The 18,668-nt window shown below is 70.4% G+C and carries 20 protein-coding genes, 1 tRNA gene and 1 other RNA gene; 10 read left to right on the top strand and 12 right to left on the bottom strand.

The annotated features are described in order from the left end of the window. Window positions 1-26: 26 nt before the first annotated feature. On the bottom strand, window positions 27-356 hold the full coding sequence (locus AB9M23_RS00920; RefSeq protein WP_372421723.1) for a helix-turn-helix domain-containing protein: 330 nt from the start codon (window positions 354-356) through the stop codon (window positions 27-29). 133 nt (window positions 357-489) lie between these two features. Between AB9M23_RS00920 and AB9M23_RS00915 the strand changes: the two genes are divergently transcribed. Continuing rightward, window positions 490-759, top strand: coding sequence for a hypothetical protein (locus tag AB9M23_RS00915; protein WP_372421721.1), 270 nt, complete (start codon window positions 490-492; stop codon window positions 757-759). 37 nt (window positions 760-796) lie between these two features. On the opposite strand, the gene AB9M23_RS00910 is transcribed toward AB9M23_RS00915, so the two are convergent. After that, window positions 797-2,221, bottom strand: a complete 1,425-nt coding sequence (locus AB9M23_RS00910; protein WP_372421719.1) for a M20 family metallopeptidase — start codon at window positions 2,219-2,221, stop codon at window positions 797-799. 149 nt (window positions 2,222-2,370) lie between these two features. Between AB9M23_RS00910 and AB9M23_RS00905 the strand changes: the two genes are divergently transcribed. From AB9M23_RS00905 to AB9M23_RS00875, 7 genes are all read left to right on the top strand, one after another. Next, complete coding sequence (locus AB9M23_RS00905) at window positions 2,371-3,228, top strand: tetratricopeptide repeat protein (RefSeq protein WP_372421717.1); 858 nt, start codon at window positions 2,371-2,373, stop codon at window positions 3,226-3,228. Window positions 3,229-3,362: 134 nt separating this feature from the next. After that, a complete protein-coding gene (locus AB9M23_RS00900) occupies window positions 3,363-4,778 on the top strand; it encodes an MATE family efflux transporter (protein WP_372421716.1) in 1,416 nt (471 codons plus the stop codon). A gap of 144 nt (window positions 4,779-4,922) precedes the next feature. Then, a complete protein-coding gene (locus tag AB9M23_RS00895) occupies window positions 4,923-6,383 on the top strand; it encodes an ATP-binding protein (protein ID WP_372421714.1) in 1,461 nt (486 codons plus the stop codon). Between the two features lie 99 nt (window positions 6,384-6,482). Then, a complete protein-coding gene (locus AB9M23_RS00890) occupies window positions 6,483-7,361 on the top strand; it encodes a chorismate mutase (protein WP_372421712.1) in 879 nt (292 codons plus the stop codon). Window positions 7,362-7,454: 93 nt separating this feature from the next. Beyond that, the gene (gene hisC, locus AB9M23_RS00885; protein WP_372421710.1) at window positions 7,455-8,630 is read left to right on the top strand and encodes a histidinol-phosphate transaminase; all 1,176 of its coding nucleotides are present in this window, start codon (window positions 7,455-7,457) and stop codon (window positions 8,628-8,630) included. Further along, window positions 8,623-9,564 carry a prephenate/arogenate dehydrogenase family protein gene (locus AB9M23_RS00880; RefSeq protein WP_372421708.1) on the top strand — a complete coding sequence of 314 codons (942 nt, stop codon included), beginning with the start codon at window positions 8,623-8,625 and terminating at the stop codon, window positions 9,562-9,564. Before hisC ends, AB9M23_RS00880 begins: the two co-directional genes overlap by 8 nt. Before the next feature lie 26 nt (window positions 9,565-9,590). Then, on the top strand, window positions 9,591-10,808 hold the full coding sequence (locus AB9M23_RS00875; protein ID WP_372421706.1) for a CobW family GTP-binding protein: 1,218 nt from the start codon (window positions 9,591-9,593) through the stop codon (window positions 10,806-10,808). A 19-nt stretch (window positions 10,809-10,827) separates the two neighbouring features. Here AB9M23_RS00875 and AB9M23_RS00870 read toward each other — a convergent pair whose 3' ends face one another. Beyond that, the gene (locus tag AB9M23_RS00870) at window positions 10,828-11,250 is read right to left on the bottom strand and encodes a MarR family winged helix-turn-helix transcriptional regulator (RefSeq protein ID WP_372421704.1); all 423 of its coding nucleotides are present in this window, start codon (window positions 11,248-11,250) and stop codon (window positions 10,828-10,830) included. Between the two features lie 120 nt (window positions 11,251-11,370). Between AB9M23_RS00870 and AB9M23_RS00865 the strand changes: the two genes are divergently transcribed. Further along, entirely contained in the window at window positions 11,371-11,802 is a 432-nt protein-coding gene (locus AB9M23_RS00865) for an organic hydroperoxide resistance protein (RefSeq protein WP_372421702.1), read from the top strand. Between the two features lie 80 nt (window positions 11,803-11,882). Here the strand turns inward: AB9M23_RS00865 and ssrA are convergent. Together ssrA and AB9M23_RS00855 are read right to left on the bottom strand one after the other, a co-directional pair. Then, window positions 11,883-12,210, bottom strand: a transfer-messenger RNA (tmRNA) gene (gene ssrA, locus AB9M23_RS00860). Window positions 12,211-12,262: 52 nt separating this feature from the next. After that, complete coding sequence (locus tag AB9M23_RS00855) at window positions 12,263-12,916, bottom strand: TetR/AcrR family transcriptional regulator (protein WP_372421700.1); 654 nt, start codon at window positions 12,914-12,916, stop codon at window positions 12,263-12,265. 68 nt (window positions 12,917-12,984) lie between these two features. Here AB9M23_RS00855 and AB9M23_RS00850 point away from each other — a divergent pair, with 68 nt between their 5' ends. Continuing rightward, on the top strand, window positions 12,985-13,467 hold the full coding sequence (locus tag AB9M23_RS00850) for a cupin domain-containing protein (RefSeq protein WP_372421699.1): 483 nt from the start codon (window positions 12,985-12,987) through the stop codon (window positions 13,465-13,467). A 223-nt stretch (window positions 13,468-13,690) separates the two neighbouring features. Here the strand turns inward: AB9M23_RS00850 and AB9M23_RS00845 are convergent. The 7 genes from AB9M23_RS00845 to AB9M23_RS00815 form a co-directional block, all read right to left on the bottom strand. Continuing rightward, a tRNA-Phe gene (locus AB9M23_RS00845) sits at window positions 13,691-13,766 on the bottom strand. 123 nt (window positions 13,767-13,889) lie between these two features. Beyond that, window positions 13,890-14,105, bottom strand: a complete 216-nt coding sequence (locus tag AB9M23_RS00840) for a hypothetical protein (protein ID WP_156917677.1) — start codon at window positions 14,103-14,105, stop codon at window positions 13,890-13,892. Between the two features lie 119 nt (window positions 14,106-14,224). Next, window positions 14,225-14,356 (bottom strand): hypothetical protein, encoded by a 132-nt coding sequence (locus tag AB9M23_RS00835; RefSeq protein WP_372421697.1) that lies wholly within the window; start codon window positions 14,354-14,356, stop codon window positions 14,225-14,227. A gap of 185 nt (window positions 14,357-14,541) precedes the next feature. Continuing rightward, on the bottom strand, window positions 14,542-15,303 hold the full coding sequence (locus tag AB9M23_RS00830; protein WP_372421696.1) for an ABC transporter ATP-binding protein: 762 nt from the start codon (window positions 15,301-15,303) through the stop codon (window positions 14,542-14,544). A gap of 5 nt (window positions 15,304-15,308) precedes the next feature. Beyond that, window positions 15,309-16,577: a lipoprotein-releasing ABC transporter permease subunit gene (locus tag AB9M23_RS00825; protein WP_372421694.1), complete on the bottom strand. Its 1,269-nt coding sequence runs from the start codon at window positions 16,575-16,577 to the stop codon at window positions 15,309-15,311. A gap of 14 nt (window positions 16,578-16,591) precedes the next feature. Beyond that, window positions 16,592-17,917 (bottom strand): proline--tRNA ligase, encoded by a 1,326-nt coding sequence (proS, locus tag AB9M23_RS00820; RefSeq protein WP_372421693.1) that lies wholly within the window; start codon window positions 17,915-17,917, stop codon window positions 16,592-16,594. A gap of 318 nt (window positions 17,918-18,235) precedes the next feature. Further along, window positions 18,236-18,592 carry a hypothetical protein gene (locus tag AB9M23_RS00815; RefSeq protein ID WP_372421691.1) on the bottom strand — a complete coding sequence of 119 codons (357 nt, stop codon included), beginning with the start codon at window positions 18,590-18,592 and terminating at the stop codon, window positions 18,236-18,238. Window positions 18,593-18,668: the final 76 nt, after the last annotated feature.

Below are 18,668 nucleotides of genomic sequence, written 5' to 3'. Positions count from 1 at the left end.
CGCGGCGCCCGCGGACCGACGACGCGCTAGTCGACGAGCGCCTGCACGATCTTGGAGGCGCGCGCCAGCTGGTCCTCGCTCGCCTTCGAGAGCGTGGCGTGGATGCGCTGGACGAGAATGCCCCGCGCACCCATCGGCCCGGGGGCGAGACCGATGCCGAAGAAGGACGTGGGTTGCACTTCCAGTACGGCGCACAGACGCTCGATCGTATCGAACGACGGGGCCGCTGCACCCCGCTCCATCTTGGAAATCATGTCGGAGGAGACCTCGATTCGCTCCGCGAGAACGCTTTGCGTCAGGCCTTTTGCCTTGCGGATGTGCCTGAGGTTGGCTCCGAACAGCTCCGCGAGGGGCACCAGACGACACTCCGTTGCGACATGCGCACAGTCGCGCCCGCGCAGCGGTGGCAGAACAGAGCTGGATTGCCGATGGACCATGAACCGTAGTATAATTCAGGAATATTGCGGTTTCGCTATACGGTTGCGCCACATGTCCATGGAATTCATCTTCTGGTTGGCCGTGCTGGCGCTCCCGCTCGGAACCCTGGCATGGAGCCTGTGGGACCACGAGATCCGCGCGGCGCTCGTGCCCCGTGCGGAGATCGACGCGCGCGCCGCGGCGCTGCGCGCCGACCACGGCCCGCGCGCGCTGGAGATCGCCGCCGCCAGGGAATCCGCCGCCTGGTCCCGCGGCGACGCCCGCGAGCAGGGCGTCTGGCGCCGGGTGCGGCGGCGGCTCGCGCGGGAGTGGCGGGGCTAGAGCCCTGTGACCCGCCGGGATCGGGTCCGGTCGCGCCCTACCCGATCCCGAGCCGTGCGCGGGCGTCCGGCTCGCCGAGGTCCCAGTAGAGCCCGGCCATCAGCGCGAGCCCCTCGCGGGCGATGGAGACCGGCAGGTGCTCGTTCGGCGCGTGCTGCGAACAGCCGGGATAGGAATGGGGTACCCAGACGGTCGGCATGCCGAGGAGATCGGCGAAGACGTCGTTGGGAAGCGAGCCGCCGAGGTTGGGCAGGATCGCCGGCGGCGCGCCGCTCGTTCGTGCGAGGCTTCCCGCGCAGAACGCGACCGCCGGATGATCCGGGTCGGTGCGGGTCGCCGGGAACACCTCCTCGCGGGCCCGCGAGACCGCGACGCGCGAGAAGCCGTGCGCGTCGAGATGGCGGCGCAGCGCCGGGATCACCGCGTCGGGATCGACGCCCACGGGGAAGCGCAGCTGCCCCCGCGCCCAGGCGCGGCCGGGGATCGCGTTCACCGGCGCCTCCGGCACGCCGGCGTGGAGCGCGAGGATCTCGAAGGACGACCAGGCGAACACCCGCTCCGCCGGGGTGAGCCCCGGCTCGCCCCACCACGCATCGAGCGCCGGCCCGCCGGGCTGCTGCGCCGGCACGATGTCGGCGAGCGCGCGGCGCACCGCCTCGGGCACGGCGCCCGGCGTCCAGTCCGGGATACGGATCGCCCCCGTCGGGCCCGTGATCGAGGCGAGGGCGTGGGCGAGCTCGATCGCCGGGTTGGCGAGGAGCCCGCCGAAGTTCCCCGAGTGATGCGCCCCCTCGCGCGCCTCCACCACGAAGTCGATCGGGTAGCCGCCACGTGCGCCCAGGAAGAGCGTCGGGCGGTCCTTCGAGAGCCGCGGCCCGTCCGACGCAACGAGGAGGTCGGCGGCGAGCGCGTCCGCCCGCTCGCGCGCGACCTCGCGCAGGCCGGGCGAGCCGATCTCCTCGCCCATCTCGATCAGGACGGTGGCGTTGAAGCCGAGCCGGCCGCGGGTCTCGAGCACCGCGGCGAGCGCGGCCATGCCGATCGCGTGCTGGCCCTTGTTGTCGGTCGTGCCGCGGCCCCAGTACGCCCCGTCGCGCTCCACCAGGACCCAGGGCGACAGTCCCTCGCGCCACTGCGCGTCCTGGCCACGGACCACGTCGCCGTGGCCGTAGCCCAGCACCGTCGGCAGGTCATCGCCCTCCCGCCGGCGCGCGATCAGGAAGGGTGCCGGTCCCGCCGGATGGCGCACGATCTCCGTCTCGAAGCCCATCGCCAGGAAGGCGGGGGCGAGCGCGTCGGCGAGATAGGCCTGGAGCATCTCCCCACGCGCGGGGTTCTGGCTCTCGGTCGGCATCTCGACGAGCCGCGCGAGGGTCGCGGCGAAGGCGCCGCCGTCGTGATGCGCAGTGGCGCGGGCGATGGCGTCGGGGCGGCCGGATTCGGGCGTGTTGTCGATGGTCATGGCGACACGCTAGCCGGCCGCGCGGACGAAGGGGAGCGGGGCGGGATCGCGATCGCAGGCGCTGCCGATGGGCGAAAGGCCCGCCCCGGTTTTGCAAAGCTCACGTCCAATGCTAAGCTCAGAATAGCTCACACTTCGGGAGAGGTGTCATGAGGCCCGCCGTTGGCGCAATCCTGTTGGTGGGCGGGGTCGTGCTCATCGCGCAGTCGATCGAGATGCGGCTGCCGCAAGGCATCGAGCCGATGAGTGTCACCGAGGCATGGATGCCCTGGGCCACCGGCGTCGCGGGCATCATCCTGCTCTTCCTCAGCCTCAACACCATCCTGGAGCGCGTCGCCGGTTCGTCGCAGATGCGCGGGTTCTGGGATTTCGTCTATCGCACCGCCGGCCTGGGTGCGTTCGTCGCCGTGATCGGGGCGACGAACGATGGGCTGCTGGAGAGCTGGACGTCGTGGTCCAGCCGGAGCGAGCCGACGGTCGTCGTCGGGGTGCCGGGCCCCGACCGGTCGGATACGCCGGCTCTGCCCCGCCCACCCGGACCAGGCGGCCTCGACCACGACCGGCGCGCCACCCCTCCCCCGCCGCCACCGCAGCAACCGTGGTCGCCCGTCGTCGGGGACGACATCACCGAGGCCACCCGGCGCATCGCCGCCAACCCGGACAATGCGTCCGCATACGAGCAGCGCGCCGCGCTCCGCCAGCGCAGCAATCGCGATCTGCGAGGGGCGTTCGAGGACTACGTGATCGCCGGAGAAGTGCATCTGTCGCACGACGATTGGCCGAGCGCACGTGACGCCTTCGGCCACGCGCTCGGGCTCGCCGCAACCGCCGACCGTCGGCGCATGGCGGACGCGCTGCTCGGACGGGCTTTCGCCTTGATGGAAATGTCGGAGTTCGAGGGCGCGCGCCGGGACATCGATCGAGCCGAAGGCTTGGTGAGGGATGACGGGCGGATCGGCGCATACCGTCGGGTGATGTCGGCGCGCGGGCAGCTTCGCCGATCGTGACGCCACGGACCGGCCTCCCGACGCGCAGCGCGACACGCCGGCCATGCACGCGCGGGCACCCTCCCGTGTCCTCGCGGCCATAGCCGCGCCGCGATCGCTCCCCTACAAGGCGGGTCCAACGCGAAAGACCCGCCATGCAGCCCGCCACCGACGCGCTCGACGCCGCGCCGCCCACGGGCCAGGGGGCCTGGCGGCGCGAGATCGTCGCGACGCTGACGCTCTCCTGGCCGCTGATCCTCACCAACGTCGCGCAGACCGCCCTCCAGGCGACCGACGTCGTCATGCTCGCCTGGCTGTCGTCGGAGGCGCTCGCCGCGGGCGCGCTGGGCTCGAACCTGATGTTCGTGTGCTTCATCGCGGGGGTCGGCCTGTTCAGCGCCGTCTCGGCGATGATCGCCGCCGAGCGCGGGCGCAAGCGCCATGCCGTGCGCGAGGTGCGCCGCACCGTGCGCCAGGGCTTCTGGGCGAGCGCGCTCCTCGTCGTGCCCGCCTGGCTGATGCTGTGGAACGCCCGCACCGTGCTCGGCTGGCTCGGGCAGGACCCGATCCTCGCCGAGATGGCGGCTGGCTACGCGCGCGCCGTGATGTGGTGCCTGCTCCCGGCCTACCTCTATCTCACCTTGCGCAACTTCGTCGCCGCGCTGGAGCGCCCGCTGCTGGCGCTCGTCGTCGGCCTCGTGGCGGTCGGGGTGAACATCGCGCTCAACTGGGCGCTGATCTTCGGCAATTGGGGCGCGCCCGCGCTCGGCCTCGAAGGCGCCGGCTGGGCCACCACGATCACCAACGTCTTCCTGTTCGGCGCGCTGGCGCTCCTCGTGCTCGTCGACCGTCGGGCGCGGCGCTACCGGGTCTTCGGCCGCTTCTGGCGCGCCGACTGGCCGCGCTTCGTCCAGCTCTGGCGGCTCGGCCTGCCGATCGCCGCGATCGTGCTGTTCGAGGTGACGATCTTCTCCGCCGCCGTCTTCCTGATGGGGCTGATCTCGACCGAGGCGCTCGCCGCCCACCAGATCGCGATCCAGATCGCCTCGCTCTCCTTCATGGTGCCGCTCGGCATCTCGATGGCGGCGACGGTGCGGGTGGGCCTCGCCTACGGCGCGGGCGACCACGCGGCGATCGCGCGCGCCGGCTGGATCGCCTTCGCCATGGGCGTCGGCTTCATGGCGTGCATGGGCCTCGTGATGATCGGCGCGCCGCGCCTGCTGATCTCCGCCTTCCTCGACGTGGACGATCCGGCGAACGCCGTCGTGGTCTCGCTCGCCGTGTCCTACCTCGCGATGGCCGCCCTGTTCCAGGTGGTGGACGGCGCCCAGGCGGTGACGGCTGGCATGCTGCGCGGCCTGCACGACACGCGCGTGCCGATGCTGATGGCGCTCACGGGCTACTGGCTCTTCGGCATGCCGCTCGCCGTCGGTCTCGGCTTCTGGGCGGGGCTCGAGGGCATCGGCATCTGGTTCGGCCTCGCCGGCGGGCTCGCGCTCACCGCCGTGCTGCTGGTGTGGCGGTGGGTGGGGCGCGAGCGGCTGGGGCTGCTGCCGGCGGGGCGGGGCTGAGTACGCGATCGCCTACAAAAGAGGGGTCTGCCCGCCTAGCCGTAACTCGTTCTGATGGAAAGACAAATTGCTCGCCCCGAGATCTCGGGCCCTCGCTTTTCGGGAAGGCTGCGATATAAGGGGGATAAAACGAGCGAGGACGTGATGGCCGTTCATGACCCGTGTGCGCTGCTGGAACGCCTCCTCGGTGAGGCTCGCGAGAGTTCTTGGCTCGAGTTCAAGGGCAACAACGGCGATCCGGATACAATCGGAGAGTACATCTCGGCGTTGGCAAACGGGGCGATGCTCTCCGGACGCGATCGCGCCTTTCTCGTGTTCGGTGTCGACGATGCCGGGTCGCAGCCGATCGGCACTACCGTCAGGCTCGGCGACTCCAAGAAAGGCGGCGAAAACCTGCTGAACTGGCTCGGAAGGCTGTTGCAGCCGCGCCTGATGATCGAGTGTCTAGACTTCGAATGCGAAGGCCTGCATTTCGCCATCGTCGTCATCGAGCCGTCGTACGAGCGCCCGGTCAGCTTCAAAGGCGTAGAGTATGTCCGTATCGGCGAAAATAAGCGACGCCTCAGCGACTTCCCAGAGCACGAGCGAGCAATCTGGCTGGCGACGGGGCGCCGTCGCTTCGAGGACGCAATCGCCCTTACGGGGCAGACCGAGCACGACGTGCTCCTCAAGCTGGATGCCCGCGTCGCCTATACCCTGCGAGACCGCCCGCAACCGCGAAACACGGCGGAAGTGATACGCAGCTTGGTTGGTGATCGCTTCTTGAACGATACAATGGATGGTCGCTACGACGTGACCAACCTCGGCGCCATCCTGCTCGCGCGAGACATTCGGGAGTTTCCCTCCATCGCAGGACGTTCGGTGCGCGTCGTTCAGTATGCGGGGCGCGACAAGCGACGCTCTCTCTCGGAGACCGAGGGGCGGAGGGGATACGCGGTCGGCTTTGCCGGAATGATGCGTTACCTGCTCGAGCGCCTTCCGAGCGAGGAGCGGTACATCGACGGGATACGCAGGAACGTAGCGCTCTACCCGGAAACGGCCGTGCGTGAGATCGTCGCGAATGCCCTGATCCATCAGGATTTCACGGTCACGGGATCGGGTCCGATCGTAGAGATCTACGAGGATCGCGTCGAGGTGACCAACGCTGGCGACTCGTTGATCGACCCCGATCGCATCCTCGACGAACGCCGCTCGCGAAACGAGAAGCTCGCATCGGCCATGCGTGAGCTCGGCCTCTGCGAGGAGCGTGGAGGCGGACTCGACAAGACGTTTCTGGAGATCGAAGCCCAGCACCTGCCGGCGCCAGAATTCATAGCGTCCGAGAACTCGTTCCGTGTCGTCCTATTCGGCCCACGCGCCTTTTCGGACCTATCGAAGGCCGATCGGCTACGCGCATGCTTTTATCATGGTGTCCTCCGATGGCTCACCCACGACTACATGAGCAATGCCTCTCTCCGCGAGCGTTTCTCGTTACCCGACAAGGACTATCAAGCAGTCTCGGCGGTCATCTCGGAGGCGATCAGAATGGGGCGCATCGCGCCGGCGGATCCTGCCCAGGGCAGACGCAATGCGCGCTACGTTCCCTATTGGGCGGCCAGCGGCTGACGGGCCGTCGCGCAGGCGTGAGCCGTCTCCGTCAGCGCCCTTGCGCGTGCCCCTGAGCCCCGCCCATAGTCCCCCGGCCACACGGAGACCCGCTCCCTCATGCCCGACGCCCCCGCCCCCCTCGATCTCGCGACCCTGCGCGGGGAGATCGATCGGATCGACGCCGAGATGCACGCGCTCCTCATCCAGCGCGGGGCGATCATCGAGGAGCTGATCGCCGTCAAGAAGACGAGCGAATCCGGCTCCGCCTTCCGGCCCGGGCGCGAGAGCGCGGTGATGAAGGCGATCGCGGAGCGCCACCGGGGCATCCTGCCGCTCGACACGGTCGAGTCGATCTGGCGTGTGATCATCGGCACCTTCACCTTCGTGCAGGCGCCCTACGCCGTGCACGCGGACGTGTCCGGGGGAGACGCGCCGATGCGCGATTCCGCGCGTTTCCACTTCGGCTTCACCGTGCCGTACGTGCCGCACGAGGGCGCGCCGGAGGTGATCGCCGCCGTCGAGGCCTCGCGCGGCGATCTCGGGATCTTCCGCATCGACCAGGGCGCGTCCGCCGGCGCCTGGTGGCGGCGGCTCGCGGCCCCCGACGCGCCCAAGATCATCGCGCGCCTGCCCTTCATCGAGCGTCCCGGCCATCCCGCGGGCACGCCGGTCTTCGTGATCTCGAAGCCGCTCGCCGACGCCGCCGTGCGTGAGGTGGTGCTCTACGCCGTGCGCGTCGAGCGCTGGCGCGACGCCGCCGCGGAGGGGATCGCGACGCTCGGCGGCGAGATCGTCTGCACGACCGGGCTCGACGGAGAGCTCTCGACGCTCGTCGCGGTGCCGGGCCGGGTCGAGGCGTCCGATCTCGTCGCGGCGCTGGAGGCGAGCCGCGCGCCGGTTTCCGAGATCGTCGAGGTCGGCAGCCATGCGGCGCGCCTGCACGTCGGCGACGCCGCCGCCCGCACCGCGGCGGCATCCCGAGCCGCGATATCTTAGCACGTGAAATCGTGGCCGCGATGCGCTAGGACGGGCGGCCCGGCGCCCCGCCGGGAGCCCGCACGCCGTCGCGAGGCCACACGAGGCCCAGAAATGCCCTCCCCCGTCGAATTTCCCGCCGATACCCTCGCAACCCCGGAGCCCCCGCGCGCGCTCGCCCGGCCGGAACCCCGGCCCGGCGTGCTCGCGATCGAGGCCTACGTGCCGGGCAAGAGTGCGGTGCCTCCGGGCGTCACGCCCTACAAGCTCTCCTCGAACGAGAACCCGTTCGGCGCCTCGCCCAAGGCGGTCGAGGCCGCGCGCGCGGCGCTCGAGAAGCCGGCGCTCTATCCGGACGGTGCGGCGACCAAGCTGCGCACCGCGATCGCCCGCAGGTATGGGCTCGACGCCCGGCGCATCGTGGTCGGCAACGGCTCGGACGAGCTGCTCGAGATGCTCTCGAAGGCCTATATCGGGCCGGGCGACGAGGGGATCTTCAGCGCGCACGGCTTCCTCGTCTACCGCATCGCCATCCTCGGCGCCGGCGGCACGCCGGTCGTCGCTCCCGAGCGCGACTTCACCACGGACGTCGACGCCATCCTGGAGCGCGTGACCCCGCGCACCAGGATCGTGTTCCTGGCCAACCCCAACAACCCCACGGGCACCTACCTGCCCTTCGACGAGATCCGCCGCCTGCACGCGGCGCTGCCGCCCTGCGTGCTGCTCGTGCTCGACGCGGCCTATGCCGAGTACGTGCGGCGCAACGACTACGGCTCGGGTCTCGAGCTGGCGCTGACCGCGGAGAACGTGGTGATGACGCGCACGTTCTCGAAGGTCTACGGGCTGGCGGCCCTGCGCCTCGGCTGGATGGTCGGCCCCGCCCACGTGATCGACGCGCTCGAGCGCATCCGGCCGCCGTTCAACGTGAATTCCGCCGCGCTCGCGGCCGGCGCCGCCGCGATCGAGGACGAGGCCTTCGTCGCCGCCTCGGTCGCCCACAACGAGGCGTGGGCGGAGATCCTGGTGCGGGAGATCGAGGCGCTCGGGCTCGCGGTGACGCCGAGCGTCGGCAACTTCCTGATGATCCACTTCCCGCAGACGCCCGGGCGCACGGCGCGGGAGGCGGACGCCTTCCTCACCGCGCGCGGGCTGGTGCTGCGGCGCATCGACGGCTACGGCCTGCCCGACGCCCTGCGCCTGTCCATCGGCACGGAGGCGGCGAACCGGCTCGTGATCGCCGCGCTGCGCGACTTCCTGGCGGGACGAGCCCCGGAGAGCCGGGATGCCTGAGCGGCTGGGCCCGCCCCGCGAGACACCGCTGTTTTCCCGTCTCGCCCTCGTCGGGCTCGGGCTGATCGGCTCCTCGATCGCGCACGCGGCGCGCCGGCAGAACCTCGCCGGCTCGATCGTCGCCGCCGACGCCGATGCCGGCGTCCGCGCCCGCGCCCAGGCGCTCGGCCTCGCCGACGCGGTGCACGCGGACGCAGCCGAGGCCGCACTCGGGGCGGACTGCGTCGTGCTGTGCGTCCCGGTCGGCGCCTGCGGCGCGGTCGCAGCCGCGATCGGCCCGGTGCTCGAGCCCGGCGCGATCGTCTCCGACGTCGGCTCGGTGAAGGGCGCTGTGATGGCCGCGGTCGCGCCGCACCTGCCGGTGGGGGTTCACTTCGTGCCGGCGCACCCCGTCGCGGGCACAGAGCAATCGGGCCCGGAGGCGGGCTTCGCCACGCTCTTCGTCAACCGCTGGGCGATCCTCACGCCCGCCGACGGCACCGATCCGGAGGCGATCGCGCGCACCCGCGCGCTGTGGGAGGGGATGGGCTCGGCAGTCGAGATCATGTCGGCGCCGCACCACGACCTCGTCCTCGCCATCACGAGCCACGTGCCCCATCTGATCGCCTACAACATCGTCGGCACGGCGGCGGATCTCGAGCAGGTGACGCAATCCGAGGTGATCAAGTTCTCAGCCGGTGGCTTCCGCGACTTCACCCGCATCGCCGCCTCGGACCCGACGATGTGGCGCGACGTCTTCCTCAACAACAAGGACGCCGTGCTGGAGATGCTCGGGCGCTTCAACGAGGACCTCTCGGCGCTGGCCCGCGCCATCCGCTGGGACGACGGCGAGACGCTCCACGCCCTCTTCAGCCGCACCCGCACCATCCGCCGCGGCATCGTCTCCGAGGGCCAGGACGCCCCGGCGCCGGACTTCGGCCGGCCGCGGGAGTGATCCCCTCGCCCTGAAACGAGGCCCCCATGACCCGCCGCCCCGACCCCGTCGCCCTCACCGTCCTCACCGGCTTCCTCGGCGCCGGCAAGACGACGCTGCTCAACCGGCTGCTGCAGGACCCCGACCTCGCGGACACGGTGGTGATCGTCAACGAGTTCGGCGAGGTCGGGCTCGACCACCTCTTCGTCGAGACCGTGGACGAGGGCATGGTGCTGCTCTCGGCGGGGTGCCTGTGCTGCACGATCCGCGGGGACCTCGTCGCCACGCTCGAGGACCTGCTGCGAAAGCGCGACAACGGCCGCATCCAGCCGTTCGGGCGGGTGATCATCGAGACGACCGGCCTCGCCGATCCCGCGCCGATCCTGCACGCGGTGCTCTACCACCCCTACTTGTCGCTGCGCTACGTGGTCGAGGGCGTCGTCACGCTCGTCGACGCCGTGAACGGTGCGGCAACGCTCGATGCGCACGAGGAGGCGGTGCGCCAGGCCGCCGTGGCGGACGAGATCGTCCTCACCAAGGGCGACCTCGCCGACGCCGAGACCAAGGCCGCGCTCCGCACCCGCCTCGCGGCGCTCGCCCCGGGTGCGCGCCTACACGAGGCCGTCGGCGGCGCGATTCCCGCGCGGGAGATCGTCGGCCGCGGCCTGTTCGACCTCGCGGCGAAGCCCGGGAACGTCGTCGCCTGGCTCTCGGCGGAGGGTGTCGCCGCGGCCGAGGCGAAGGCGCACGCGGCGCAGCACGGGGACGATCGTCACCACCATGGCCATGGTCATGGTGACCACGATCACGACCGCGGCCACGACCATGGCCACGGCCACGGCGACGGCCACCATCACCACGCCCACGACCCCAACCGCCACGACGCCGCGATCCGCGCCTTCTGCCTGACGGCGGACGAGCCGGTGCCGCAGCGCGCGCTCGACCTGTTCCTCGACATGCTGCGCGCGACGCAGGGGCCCAAGCTCCTGCGCATGAAGGGCATCGTCGCGCTCGCCGAGAGCCCGGAGAAGCCCGTCGTCATCCACGGCGTCCAGCACGTCCTCCACGTGCCCGCCGTGCTCGACGCCTGGCCGAGCGCCGACCGGCGCACGCGCATCGTGCTGATCGTGAAGGACCTGGAGAAGAGCTACGTCGAGAGCCTCTGGGCCGCCTTCCGCTCGCAGCCGGCGATCGACACGCCCGACCGGCAGGCGCTCTCCGAGAACCCGCTCGGCCTCCTGCCGGGGATGCGGCCCGGCCGGTGAGCCCGGTGGAGCATCCCCTCTACGCCTCGCGCCCCAGGCTGTCCTTGAGCGCCGTCACCCGCGCGTTGAGATCGCGCAGCGCCTCGGGGGAGAGCCCCGTCGCGGCGACGATGCGCGCCGGCACGTGCGCGGCGCGCGCCTCCATCGCGAGGCCCGCCTCGGTGAGAGAGACGATCACCTGCCGCTCGTCCTGCGCGCTGCGGCTGCGGCGCACGAGGCCCGCCGCCTCCATGCGCTTGAGCATGGGGGTGAGAGTGTTGGTGTCGAGCAGCAGCCGTCGGCCGATGGCCCCGACGGGTTGGGCGTCCTCGTCCCAGAGCGTCGTCAGAACGACGTATTGCGGGTAGGTGAGGCCGAGCGCGTCGAGCAGCGGCTGGTAGGCGCGCGTCATCGCCCGCGAGGCGGCGTGCAAGCTCAGGCACAGCATGTGCTCGGTGCGCATCGTCACCCTCCTCCACGGCATTTATATCGCGCACGATCTTGTCGCAAGCCCTTGCGTCATGGCTCTGCAATCGATATGTATCGTACACGATCCAATCGCAAGCGATGAGAAGGAGACGTCATGTCCATCGAGACCAAGTACCGGATTTCCGCGACGGCGACCGGCGGCGGGCGCCAGGGCCGGGTGCGCACAGAGGACGGCGCGCTCGATCTCGACCTCACGCCGCCCGAGGCGCTCGGCGGCTCGGGCACGGGCAAGAACCCCGAGCAGCTCTTCGCTGCCGGCTACGCCGCCTGCTATCTCGGCGCCATGCGCTTCGCGACGAGCCAGGACAAGAGCCTCGAGCGCGTCCCCGACGACGCCACCGTCACCGCGACGGTGGGGATCGGGCCGCGCAGCGACAAGGGCTTCGGGCTGACGGTGGACCTGGTGGTGAGCCTGCCGGGGGTCGATCGCGCGGAGGCCGCGCGCGTCGCCGAGGCCGGGCACGGCATCTGCCCCTACTCGCATGCGACGAAGGGCAACATCGCGGTCACCACGACGATCGCGTGATCGCCGACGTCGCGCGCCGTTGAAAACGGGTCCGGGGGCCGAAGCCTCGGCTGGAAACGGGTCCGGGGGCCGAGGCCCCCGGTTCTGTTTCCACGCTTACCCTAGCGCATCGAAGTCACGCCGCGAGGCGCACCTCGGAAGTGGCAACGTTGTCGTTGGCACTTGTGGTTTTGCACTATCAAGGCCGTAGCTCAGCCTAGTCGCAGCCTAGCCTTTACCGCGCCCAATCGATCCTGGTTCGCCCCCATCGGCAACGCACGCGGCCCGGCGGGCGTCACGTGCGTTCCTGGTGGAGGCGTCGGGAGTCGCACCCGAGTCTTGAACGCCTATTCCACTCTGCCTCTACGACCATAGCCGGGTTGCCCCGACAGGCCTGAAATAGGCGCCCGGGAGCCGGCGCGCAAGTGCCCGTCCAGGATCTCCGTGCGAGGCGCGCGCCCGCGCGCTCGGCTGCGGCCGTTCACTCCGCGGCCACCGGATCGTCGGCCGCTCGATCGTCGACCCCGCCCGGGAACGCGTGCGCGAGGAGCGCCTGCGTCGCCCAGAGAATCGTCTCGCGCGCGGCCTCGTCGTCCAGCCCGCAGACGTCCTTCATCACGATGCGGGCCTCGATCCCGCACAGGAGCGCGAGTGCCGGTATGAGCCGAGCACGCACCGGCTCCGGCACGGGCGATCCGTCGAGGCACGCGTCGATCCAGCCGACGCGCCGACCCGCGCGCGAGCCGGTCTCGGCCTCGAGCGAGAGCCGGAGCATCGTGCGGAAGGCCGGCTCGTGCACGCGCACCATGGCCTCGATCCGGTCGACGAGCGCGAGCACGGCTCCGACGCCGTCACCCTGCCGCTCACCTCGTCCTCGCCCGCCGCCGGTCTGGATCCCGTGGGGGATCGCCTTGGCGACGGCATCGAGCGCCGCCTCGTTCTGGAGCTGCTCGGACGTGGAGAAGTAGCGGTATGCGGTGGCACGCGAGATTTCCGCGCGATCGGCGGCCTCGGAGAGGGTCGGCGTCCGTCCCTCCGCGAGGAAGGCCTGCGCAGCATCGATCAGCGCCTGCCGGTTTCGCCTACGCAGCGGGCTGAGCCCACCCTGCGCGGATACGGACTTTTTCGCTTGCATCGGTCCTCCAGCGGATTTATGAGACGTAAGTCTCAAAACGAGATCTAAATATCAAAATGGAGTCGATCGTGCAGCAAATCAAGGTCCACGCGGAAGGCAGCGCCGAGACGGTGCACGTGCTGGGCAACCTGATCACCTTCCTCGTCACGGGTGCGCAGACGCAGCAGCGCTTCTCGATGGTCGAAGCGCTTACCGCGCCCGGTGCCGGATCGCCGCCGCACCTGCACCGCGACGACGAGGAGGCCTTCTACGTGCTCGAAGGCACCTACGCCTTCACCATCGACGGGAAGACGGTCCTGCGCGGGCCGGGGTCCGTGGTCCACGTCGCGCGCGGGACCCCGCACGCCTTCGCCAATGCCGGGGAGGCTCCGGCGCGGATGCTGATCCTGAACTGGCCGGCCGATCACCACGAGCGCTTCTTCCGCGCGCTCGGGGAACCCGTCGCCCCGGGCACGACCGGCTTCCCGGCACCGAAGGCGCCGGACCTGGCGGCCGTCGCGGCGGCGGCGCAGGCGTCGGGAATCGAATTGCTGCCGCCCCAGCCGCAGTGACCGTACGCCCCGCCGCGAGCCGCCGCGACCACCGGGGCTCCGCCGCGCCGACGGAGCCCCTTGCACCCGCGGCGCCGCCCGCAAGCGCCTCGCCGGCGCCGCCATGCACCTCATCCGCCTGGACGGGAACGAGCACGATCCGGGTCCCACCACGAGCGCAGAGCCCGTTCCGGTGGGGCCTTTCGGGCGAAAAGCCCAATTATTTCAGAGGCGTTTTAGAGGATGGTGCCCAGGGGCGGAATCGAACCACCGACACTGCGATTTTCAGTCGCATGCTCTACCAACTGAGCTACCTGGGCGCTCCGGACGGGGACGTCCGTGTTGGTGGAGGGGGTATAGCCAGAGGCGCCGCGGGGCGCAACCGGTTTTTCGGTGACGAAACGAATTCCCGATTCCTCGGCTGCCCCTGCTCCGCGAGCGTCCTATTCCGCGTGCACCTGCGCGGTGATGCCCAGGCGGGCGAGCTCGCGCAGCGCCTCGCGGCGTGCCGCTTCCTTGTCGCCGCCGTCGGCGGGGACGATCGCGATCTCGAGCGACCCCGTCTGGCGCGCCTCCGCCGCGTTGGAGCGGAAGGACGCGATGCGGCCCTCGCGCACCATGCCGTTCAGCACCCTGTTGACGTCGCCCCAGGATCTCACCGCACCCTCCCTCGTGATCGGCCGCGGCGTCGCTGGCCGCGACCCGGTAACGCACGGAGGGCGCTTCGCGTTTCAGCACGGCTCGTCGAGCGGGCGAGAACCTCGGAGCTTCCCGCCGCTCACGCGCCGATGCTGGCCCAGGCGGCCACCATCGCGACGAACAGCGCGAGGGAGACGACCTCCATTGCGGTCTCGGCGGTGGCGCGCAGCGGCGAACGGGCGCGGCGGGTGAGGATCACGAGACGGGACATGACGGCCTCCCTGGGCTGGGGGCGCGGCGGGCGTTCCCGGCCGCGCTTCGACCGTTCCATTCTGTTCCATATTCGTTCGAAACGAAAGTTCTCTCTTCGTACGCCTTGCCGTCAAGGTTAATGGACGGATCGAACCGCGCCGGTCCGTCGAGCCCCGAACATTGGGCGAGCGTCGATCACGCCGCCTACGCCTCGCGGCCCGGCAGCGCCAGCTCGACCACGCGTCCGTCGCGGATGGAGACGCAGCGGTCCATGCGCCGCGCGAGCTCGTGATTGTGGGTCGCGATCACCGCCGCCAGGCCCGAGGCGCGCACGAGGGAGACGAGCGTCTGGAAGACGTGCGCCGAGGTCTGCGGGTCGAGGTTGCCCGTGGGCTCGTCGGCGAGGAGGACGCGCGGGGCGTTGGCGACGGCACGCGCGATGGCGACGCGCTGCTGCTCGCCGCCCGACAGCTCCGCCGGACGGTGCGACAGCCGGTCCGCGAGCCCGAGGAAGGCGAGGAGCTCGCCGGCGCGCGCGCGCGCCTCCGCCTTCGGAAGGCCGCGGATGATCTGCGGCATGACCACGTTCTCGAGCGCCGAGAACTCGGGCAGAAGGTGGTGGAACTGGTAGACGAAGCCGATCTCCTCGCGCCGCAGCCGTGTGCGCCCGGCATCGTCCATGTGCGCCGTCGGCTCGCCGCCGACGTAGACCTCGCCGTCGTCGGGGCGCTCGAGCAGGCCCGCGACGTGGAGCAGCGTCGACTTGCCGGTGCCCGACGGCGCGACGAGAGCGACGATCTCGCCGGGCCAGACGGCGAAGTCGACGCTCTTCAAGATCTCGAGCCGGCCCTGCGTCTGGGGATACCAGCGCGCCACGCGGCTGAGGAACACCGCCGGCGTCTCGGCGGGCGCCTCCTGCGTGGTCCCGCTCTCCCCCGTCGTCTGCGCCTTCTGGTCCGCGTCCATGGGGCTCATCCGTAGCGCAGGGCTTCGACGGGGTCGAGGCGGGCCGCGCGCCAGGAGGGGTAGAGCGTCGCGAGCAGCGACAGCCCCATCGCCATGGCGAGCACCGCGCCGACCTCGGCCCAGTCGATCTCGGCTGGGATCTCCGAGAGGAAGCGCACGGTCGGGTCCCAGAGGGTCTGGTTGGTGATGCGCGCGATCACGTCCTGGATCGCCTGGATATTGAGCGTGAACACGACGCCGAGCGCGAGCCCGGCGAGGGTGCCGACGATGCCGATCGAGGCGCCGGTGATCAGGAACACCCGCATGACGGAGCCGCGCGTCGCGCCCATCGTGCGCAGGATGGCGATGTCGGCGGACTTGTCCTTCACGAGCATGATCAGGCCCGACACGATGTTGAGCGCCGCCACAAGCACGATCAGCGTCAGGATGATGAACATGACGTTGCGTTCGACCTGGAGCGCCGAGAAGAAGCTCGCGTTGCGCTGGGTCCAGTCGGTGAGGAAGATCGGCCGCTCCACCGCCGCCTCGATCGCCGCCCGCGCGGCGCCGACGCGCTCCGCGTCGTCGAGGAAGACCTCGACGACGGTGACGTCTCCCGCCCTGTTGAAGTAGGCCTGCGCCTCCTCGAGCGGCATGTAGACGAAGGCCGAGTCGAACTCCGTCATGCCGACCTCGTAGATCGCCGCGATCGGATAGGCCTTGATCCGCGGCGCGGTGCCGAAGGGCGTCGCAGCCCCGCGCGGCGAGATCAGCGTGATCGTGTCGCCCGGCAGGAGGCCGAGCGAGCTCGCCAGCCGCGCGCCGACCGCGACGCCCTCCCCCTCGGCGAAGGTCTCGAGCGAGCCGCCGACGATCTTGCCGGCGATCTGGTCGAGCCCCGCGAGGTCGGGCGGGCGCACGCCGCGCACGAGAACCCCGCCTCCCTGCACCGTCGAGGAGGCGAAGGCCTGGCCCTCGACGGTCGGCACGGCGCGCACCACGCCGGGCAGGGCCTCGACCGTCGCGGCGACCTCGGCGAAGTCCGTCAGCGGCCGGTCGATGGGCGCGATGAAGACGTGGCCGTTCATGCCCACGATCTTCGAGAGCAGCTCGTTGCGGAACCCGTTCATCACCGAGAGCACGATGATCAGCGTCGCGACGCCGAGCATGATGCCGATGAACGAGAAGCCGGCGATGACCGAGACGAAGCCCTCCCGCCGCCGGGTGCGCAGGTAGCGCCCGGCGAGCATCCACTCGAATCCCGAGAAGGGTCGCGTCCCGCCGGCATGCGCCATCGCCCGCTCCGCCCTCAACGCCCGGTGAGCCGCGGGATCACGTCGGCGATCGCGAGGAGTTCGCGCTCGCCGGTGCGCCGGCGCTTGAGCTCGACCTTGCCCTCGGCGAGGCTCTTGGGGCCGACGATCACCTGCCAGGGCAGGCCGATCAGGTCGGCGGTGGCGAACTTGGCGCCCGGACGATCGTCCCGGTCGTCGTAGAGCACCGAGAGGCCCGCCGCCTGGAGATCGTGGTAGAGGCCCTCGCAGGCCGCGTCCACCGCCGAGTCGCCCGCCTTGAGGCTCAGGAGCGCCGCGTCGAAGGGCGCGATCGCATCCGGCCAGACGATGCCCGCCTCGTCGTGGCCCGCCTCGATGGCGGCGGCGGCGACGCGGGAGGGCCCGACGCCGTAGGAGCCCATGTGGACCGGGTGTTCGCGCCCGTCCGGCCCGGTGACGACGGCCCGCATCGGCTCGGAGTACTTCGTGCCGAAGTAGAAGATGTGCCCGACCTCGATGCCGCGCGCGGCGACCCGCTTGCCCTCGGGCACCTGCGCCCAGGCGGCCTCGTCGTGCTTCTCGTCGGTGGAGGCGTAGAGCGAGGTCCAGCGGTCGACGATAGCCTGGAGGCCGGCCGCGTCCTCGAAGTCGGTGTCCGCCGGCGGGGTGTCGAAGCCCAGATAGTCCGCGTGGCAGAACACCTCGCTCTCGCCGGTCTCGGCGAGGATGATGAACTCGTGGGAGAGATTGCCGCCGATCGGGCCGGTGTCCGCCTGCATCGGGATCGACTTGAGCCCCAGCCGCGCGAAGGTGCGCAGGTAGGCCACGAACATGCGATTGTAGGCGTGCCGCGCCGACGCCTCGTCGAGATCGAAGGAATAGGCGTCCTTCATCAGGAACTCACGCGAGCGCATCGTGCCGAAGCGCGGGCGGATCTCGTCGCGGAACTTCCACTGGATATGGTAGAGGTTCAGCGGCAGGTCCTTGTAGGAGCGCACGTACGAGCGGAAGATGTCGGTGACCATCTCCTCGTTCGTCGGCCCGTAGAGCATGTCGCGCTCGTGCCGGTCCCGGATGCGCAGCATCTCCGCGCCGTAGGCGTCGTAGCGCCCGCTCTCGCGCCAGAGGTCGGCCGATTGGATCGTCGGCATCAGGATCTCGATCGCGCCCGCCCGGTCCTGCTCCTCGCGCACGACGGCGCTGATGCGGTCGAGCACCCGCGTGCCGATCGGCAGCCAGGAGAAGATCCCGGCGGATTGCTGGCGGATCAGGCCGGCGCGCAGCATCAGGCGGTGGGAGACGATCTCCGCCTCGCGCGGCGTCTCCTTGAGGGTGGGCAGGAAATAGCGGGAAAGACGCATGTCGTCCTCGGGCGTGGGCGCGGCGCGCGACGGGCGGGGTTCCGCACCGCCGCGCGTGTCGCACACAATACGGATGCGCGCCCGATGACAAGGCCGGCGGGCGCTTTTCGTGTCTCCGCCGCATCCATGGCGGTTCCATGACCGCTGCCGCGGGAATGCCCATATGCGAAAAGCGAGGGCACACGATGCACAAGGACGTGACAAGCGCGTAACGACGCGCTAAGAAGCCCGCACCAAGACACGCTGTCTTCGACGTGTTCGAGGGGTGCGGCCCAAGTCTGGGAGGAAACGAGGCACAAGCCCGCCGGCGCAAAGCCGCTACCGGGCGTCGGTTCGTGAGAGACCGGCCAACATCTCGAAAACGAGAGAACCTCCCGAGCAAGGCGCGAGCCTTGCTTTTTTCTTTTGGTGGGTCCGTTGGATAGTCTTGGACCGATCTGTCCGGCTCGGGTCTCGAAACCTGTCGCCCGATCGTTCGGGGAGAGGCCGGGGGATCTCGAGCGCGTCCGCTCGCGTGATGGCCAGCGCGAAGCGCAGGAAGGTCATGGTGAAGGGCTCGGCGTAGAGGATGCCGATGGCGCCGCCGATGTAGCCCGAGCTCCACAGCACGATGAAGATCATCGGCAAGGAGGAGGCCTGGATCGAGGCGATGCTCGAGGTCGATTGAGTGTTCACGGCTCGTCTCCCGTTTTCGGATGCGTGGAGCCTGCGCCCGACGACGCGAAAGCGAAAACGAGTTCTCCCTATTCCG

This window comes from Salinarimonas chemoclinalis, from assembly GCF_041514305.1.
GTDB classification, from domain to species: domain Bacteria; phylum Pseudomonadota; class Alphaproteobacteria; order Rhizobiales; family Beijerinckiaceae; genus Salinarimonas; species Salinarimonas chemoclinalis.
Note: the sequence above shows the minus strand (reverse complement) of the source record. Positions and strands in the feature narration are given on the sequence as shown.